This is a genomic window from Burkholderia sp. E168m23, from assembly GCF_016586125.1.
Lineage (GTDB): Bacteria > Pseudomonadota > Gammaproteobacteria > Burkholderiales > Burkholderiaceae > Burkholderia > Burkholderia orbicola.
Map to the genome: position 1 here is coordinate 1 of NZ_BCPP01000396.1, position 6117 is coordinate 6117.

A 6117-nucleotide genomic window follows, 5' to 3' on the forward strand; every position below is an offset into this window, starting at 1 on the left:
AGCGCGCCGGTGCCGAGCGCCGCGCCGGTGCCGGCGATCAGCCCGCCGCCGCTCAGCGCCGTGCCGCCCGAGAAACGTGTTCGCGCCGAGCAGCGTCGTCGTCCCCGCGCCGGTTTGCGCAAGACCGCCATTGCCGGCGATCGTGCCGCTCAGGCCGAGGTTGGCCGAACCGTTCAGGCCCAGCGTCACGCCGGTGTCGATATTCACGGCATTGCCGAGCAACGTGCCGCCGATGCTGGTGCCGAGCGTGCCGCCCGCGCTGCTCACGTTCAGCGCGCCCGCGCCGAGCGCCGTGCCGGTGCCGACGACGAGCCCCCCGCCGCCCGTCAGATTCGTTCCGCCCGTGAACGAATTGGCGCCGTTCAGCGTCAGCGTGCCGGTGCCGCTCGCGTTCAGCGCACCGCCGCCGCCGATCGTGCCCGACAACGCGAGCCCGTTCGCGCCGTCGACCGTCAGGCTCGTGCCGAGCGCCACGTTGTTGAGGAGGTTCACGCCGGCCGCGCCGGCCTCGAGCGTGCCGCCGCCGGCGACGATCGTGCCGGTGCCCAGGGCCCCGGCGCCGTGGACGATCGCGGTGCCGCCGGTCAGCGACGCGTTCGTCGCGGTCGATGCGCCGGTGAGGTCCCACGTGCCGCCCTGCACGCCGAGGTTGTTGAAATTGCCGTACGTATCGACTGCAATGGTGCCGTTCGCCGGGCTACCGACAGCCGTGTTCAGTTGCAGGTTGAGCGTGTTGTTGCCGCCCAGGCCGGCATCGACGCCGAGCCCGACCGACGACCCGGTCTGCGCATTGAACGTGTTCGACGTGCCGAGGGCCGCGCCCAGCGACACGTTGCCGGTGACGGTGCCGGCGTTGGTGAACGTGTTCCCCGCGCCCGGCGTCCCGCTGGGCGCGAGCACCACCGAACCGTTGATCGCGCCGCCGCTCGCGTTGGTGAAGTTGACCTGTGCGCCGCCCGACGTGGTCACGACCTGCGCGGTCGGGCCGGCGCTGAAGCCCAGCAAGCCGGTCGTACCGATCGTGCCGGCATTCGTGATGTTCGTCGTGCCGCCCGTGCCGTTGTATACCGTCAGCGCCGGCCCGTTGAGCAGCGAGCTCGTCGACCCCATCATCACGCCCGAGCTGGTGTTCGTGACGTTGACGGTGCTCGCCGACCCGACATTGCCGACCACCGTGCCGTTCGACACGAGGCTCAACCCGGACAACGCGGGGTCGATCCTGCCGTTGTTGGTCAGCGTGACGCCGCTGCCGGTCAGCGACAGCGCGGTGCCGCCGAGCAACGGCACCACGGATACGGTCGCGAGCGGCGCAACGGTCAGGTTGAGATTGTTGGTGCCGTTCGAATAGGACGTGGTGGCTCCGGTACAACTGACGATCGTCGTTCCGGTGCAGGCGGCCAGCGCGTCGACGGGGACGATCCCGGCACCGACCAGCGCGACCAGCATGCCGGTCGGGACGAGGAGTTTCGGACGTGCTTCCGCGCGCTTTTTGTTCGAGCCCATGCGCATACGCATAATCACACCTTCCCATAAGAGAATCGACGACACCGGGTATTGCCTCGACGCATTTAAAATGCCGAAGACAAATACTGGAATTCGCTATTCGATGTTTTTTAGAAAAACACCGCCCCGTCACCAATCCGAAGTGGTTGGCTGGATTAAAAACAAATAAGAATGAATCGATGAGAATTATTGAATCGGCATATTTTACTTTTAAGCCCCCTTCGTCACCCGGTAAGTTTTTCGCTAATCAGAAACAGTTGTTTTCATATAGCCGGAAGCACTGCCCGGGGGAGCACAGTCGAACCCCGTCCGTCCCTGCAGGCCAACACCGCCTCGCCGCCGAAATCCCGTATGTACGGAGCCTTCCGCCCGACAATCAAACGCCGGACCTGCCCGGTCGGACAACCGTACCGCCGTCGCCCCGCCTACCCGTTCGTCAGTACCTGCCGTCCGATTCTCATGTCTCCAGGCGTGATCGCGAGACAAATATAGGCTCGACTCGCAAACGTTTTCCATGGGCCGGATATTTTTTTGGCAAAACTCAACATTCTTTCATCCCGATTAACTCATTTACGCCCGAGATGAAAATGATTCTCTTTAAGTAAATCACGCAAATCATTAAGAAAGGCAAAAAAATCAAATTCCCGGATGCCGAATTTTTAGCGGATCTGCTTTAATTGATTCAGATCCGCCGCATTGCCTTTCCGATTCGCGGGCGATAACGAGGTGTCCAAGGGAGAACTTCACGATGGTGACGTTGAACATCAACAACCGGCCGGCCGAGATCGATGCCGATCCGTCGACGCCGGTGCTCTGGGTGCTGCGCGACAACCTCGGGCTGACCGGCACCAAGTTCGGCTGCGGCACCGGCGACTGCGGCGCCTGCACCGTTCATGTCGACGGCCGGGCGGCCCGAAGCTGCACGCTGGCGCTGTCGGCGGTCGGCAGTGCGCGCATCACGACGTCCGAACATCTCGCCGACGATGCGCTCGGCAAGGCCGTCCTCGACGCGTGGCTCCGGCACGACGTCGCGCAATGCGGCTACTGCCAGAGCGGTCAGATGATGAGCGCGGCCGCCCTGCTGCGCGGCAACAAGGCGCCGACCGACGCCGACATCGATCGCGCGATGGCCGGCAACCTGTGCCGCTGTGCGACCTACCAGCGCATCCGCGCCGCGATTCACGATGCGGCCAGCGCGCTTGCCTGAGCCTGCCGGGAGACTTTGACCATGCGTATTCGCACTGCCGGGCGCCCGGCGAGCACCGACGCCCCCCACCCCGACGCTTCGCCGGTCGCCGGAACAGGTTCTCCGTCGCTCGGCCGGCGCGGCTTCCTGAAACTCACGATGGCGGCGAGCGGCTGCCTTGCACTGGGCATCGCGCCGACCCGGGCCACGGCCGAAGCCGGCAAAGCCCTTCCGTCTTCGCCACCGCAAGCATTCCTGATCATCGCGCCGGACAACACGGTGACGATCGCCGTCAACCGGACGGAATCCGGCCAGGGCGTCAGCACCGCGCTGCCGATGGCGCTGGCCGACGAACTGGATGCCGACTGGCGCAACGTACGCACCGTGCTCGCACCGGCCGGCGAGCCGTACAAGGACCCGGTGACGGGCATCCAGATGACCGGCGGCGCGACGTCGGTCAATCACTCGTTCGCGCAATACCGCGAACTCGGCGCGTCCGCGCGCGCGATGCTCGTCGCCGCGGCCGCGCGGCGCTGGAACGTCGATCCCGCCGCGTGCCGCACCGCGAACGGTGTCGTGACGGCCGGCAACCGCAGCGCGACCTACGGCGAACTGGCGCCCGACGCGATGGAGATGCCGGTGCCGCAGCGGGTGCCGTTGAAATCGCCGGACCAGTTCCGCATCATCGGCAAGCCGACACCGCGCATCGACGCACGCGCGATGCTCGACGGCACGCTCAAGTACGGGATGGATTGGCGCCTGCCGGACATGAAGGTGGCCGTGATCGCGCGCCCGCCACGCTTCGGCGGGCAGGTCGCGAGCTACAACGCGGCCGCGGCCCGGGCGATCAAGGGCGTGGTGGAAGTCGTCGAGATCCCGGTCGACCGCGGCGGCACCGGCGTGGCCGTCATCGCCGATGGGTACTGGCCGGCCAAACTCGGGCGCGATGCGCTGCAGGTCACATGGAAGGACAGCGGGTCGAGCGTGTCGTCAGCGGAACAGATGCGCGCTTACAAGCAGCTCGCCGCCTCGCCCGGCACCGTGGTGCGGACAGCGTCGAGCGGCAGTGCGCCGCCACCGGCAACACGGATTCAGAAGGAATACGAATTTCCGTATCTCGCGCATGCGCCGATGGAGCCGCTCAGCTGTACGGTGGACGTCGGCCCGGCGAGCTGCGCGTGCGGGATCAAGATCTGGGGCGGATCGTCGCTGCAGACGGCCGATCGCGCCGCGGTCGCGAAGGCGCTCGGCGTGGCGCCGGCCAAGGTCCAGATCTTCACGTTGACGTCGGGCGGCGACTACGGCCGGCGTTCGACGCCGACGTCGGACTACGTGGTCGAAGCCGCGCGCGTATCCGCCGCCTATCTGGCGGCCGGCCACCTCGGCCCGGTCAAGACGATCTGGACGCGCGAGGACGATCTGCGCGGCGGCTATTACCGCCCGATGGTGCTGCATCGCGTCGACATCGGCGTGGACGGCAGCGGCACCGTGCGCGACTGGCAGCACGTCGTCGTCGGCCAGTCGGTGCTGAAGGGTTCGCCGCTCGAGCGCACGACGATTCGCAAGGGTGGCGTCGACCCCGCGCTGACCGAAGGCGTCGCCGACAGCCCGTACGGCTTTCCGATGCAGGTGTCGGTCCATCAGACGGACGCGGACGTGCCGGTCCAGTCGTGGCGCTCGGGCGGCCATACGCATACGGCATTCGTGATGGAGACGCTGGTCGACGAGCTCGCGCACGCGGCGCGACAGGACCCGGTCGCGTATCGGATGGCACGGCTGTCCGGTCCCGAGCACGCGCCCCATCGCCAGGCGCTCGCGCTCGCCGTCGACAAATCCGGCTACGGCACGCGCACGCTGCCTGCCGGGCACGCATGGGGCACGGCCATGCATGAATCGGCCGGGACGGTCGTGGCTTACGTGACGGAGGTCTCGATCGAAGCGCAGCAACCGCGCGTGCATCGCGTGACGGCCGGCGTGTATGCGGGCCGCATCGTCAACCCGACTGGCGCGGAAGCGCAGATCCAGGGCGGCGCGCTGTTCGGCCTCGCGACGACGAAGCCGGGCTTCGCGATCGACGTCGACCATGGCGCGGTGCGCAACGCCGGTTTCGCCGACTATCCACCCGTGCGCATGCAGGAAGCGCCGCCGGTGGATGTCTTCTTCGTTCCGTCGGACGCGCATCCGACCGGGTTGAGCGACGCCGGCGTGCCGCCGATCGCACCGGCGGTGGCCAACGGTGCGTTCGTCCTGACCGGCGAGCGGATGCATGCGTTGCCGTTCGCGCCGATGCTGGTCGCGGCAGCCGCCCCGGCGATGCCGGCGGCCCCCGCGGCAGCCGTCGACGACGATCCGTACGGCGACCTGGCGGCCGGCGGCTGCCGGATGCCGCGCAAGGCCAAGCCGGCCGCGTTGAAGCCCAGGACCGGTCAGAGCCAGGCAGGCGTCGGCCAGGCCCCGTCGATGCCGAAATTCCTGCGGCCGAAACGACGCGCCGGCATCCCGTGCATCGACGATCTGAAGAAAGGCACGGTGTGACGTAGACGATCCGGCCAGCGGCTGCGCCCGGCACGCCCGCCGGGCCAGGCGCAGCCGCATGGACCATCGCGACGGCGGGACAGCGCGCCCGCCGTCGCGTTCACCCTCGCACGCGCCGCATCCTGAGCGTCGCCGACGGCGATTCGCCGAACGCGCGCTTGTACTCGATCGCGAAGCGTCCGAGGTGCGCGAAACCCCATTTCAGCGCGATATCGGTGACCGACGCGAGCCCCGGCGTATCGTCGGCCAGCAGTTCGTCGCGCACATGTTGCAGCCGCAACTGCCGCACGAAGCCCATCGGCGTGATCCCGTGGCGATTGCGAAAGCCGGCGAACAGCGTGCTCGGGCTGACGCCGGCGAGATCGGCGAGCCGTTCGATCGTCAGCGGCTCGTCGAGATGCGCGCGAATGTATTCCTCGACGCGCCGCACGTAGAACGGCGCGAGCGCCGTCGGCAGGCGCCGCGTGCCGTCGCGTGCGCTGTTCGGGTGGCCGTGCAGCAGCAGGTTGAGCAGCGTCGATTCGAGCTGCTCGAACGCAAGCGGATGACGCAACGGATGCGCGTCCGTCGCGATCGCGCCGGCGAGCACCGGCAGCAATTGCGCGAGACAGGTGCCCTGCGGCGACGCCAGGCTGAATTCCGGTTCGAATTCGACGCTCGCACGCCGGTCGTCGCCGAAATGCCGCTGCGCGTGGCGCTCCATCACTTCACGCTCGATGCGCAGGATCACCTGCGGGCACGCATCGCCCCAGCGCATCTTCAACGGCAGCGTCGGCGAAAGCAGCGACGCGGTGCCCGGCGACGACACGAAGCGCGTCGCGCCGCATTCGATCTCGGCGTCGCCGCGCAGCGGAATCTGCAGCAGGAAGAAATGCTCGAGCGGCCCCGGCTCG

At 67.8% G+C, this 6117-nt stretch carries 3 protein-coding genes and 1 pseudogene; 2 read left to right on the top strand and 2 right to left on the bottom strand.

The genetic code is table 11. The features are described from left to right. Positions 1-1515: pseudogene (locus JMF90_RS20115) on the bottom strand (beta strand repeat-containing protein); the annotation flags it as partial. A gap of 736 nt (positions 1516-2251) precedes the next feature. Between JMF90_RS20115 and JMF90_RS20120 the strand changes: the two are divergent. Continuing rightward, complete coding sequence (locus tag JMF90_RS20120; RefSeq protein ID WP_011549039.1) at positions 2252-2710, top strand: (2Fe-2S)-binding protein; 459 nt, start codon at positions 2252-2254, stop codon at positions 2708-2710. A 21-nt stretch (positions 2711-2731) separates the two neighbouring features. Further along, positions 2732-5224, top strand: coding sequence for a xanthine dehydrogenase family protein molybdopterin-binding subunit (locus JMF90_RS20125; protein ID WP_054928648.1), 2493 nt, complete (start codon positions 2732-2734; stop codon positions 5222-5224). 100 nt (positions 5225-5324) lie between these two features. Here JMF90_RS20125 and JMF90_RS20130 read toward each other — a convergent pair. Continuing rightward, positions 5325-6117 (bottom strand): AraC family transcriptional regulator (locus tag JMF90_RS20130; protein WP_201325352.1); only part of this gene is annotated, 793 nt, incomplete at its 5' end.

Coding starts and splice junctions, on each gene's coding strand:
- JMF90_RS20120 (WP_011549039.1), top strand. CDS start 2,252: ATGGTGACGTTGAACATCAACAACCGGCCGGCCGAGATCGATGCCGAT.
- JMF90_RS20125 (WP_054928648.1), top strand. CDS start 2,732: ATGCGTATTCGCACTGCCGGGCGCCCGGCGAGCACCGACGCCCCCCAC.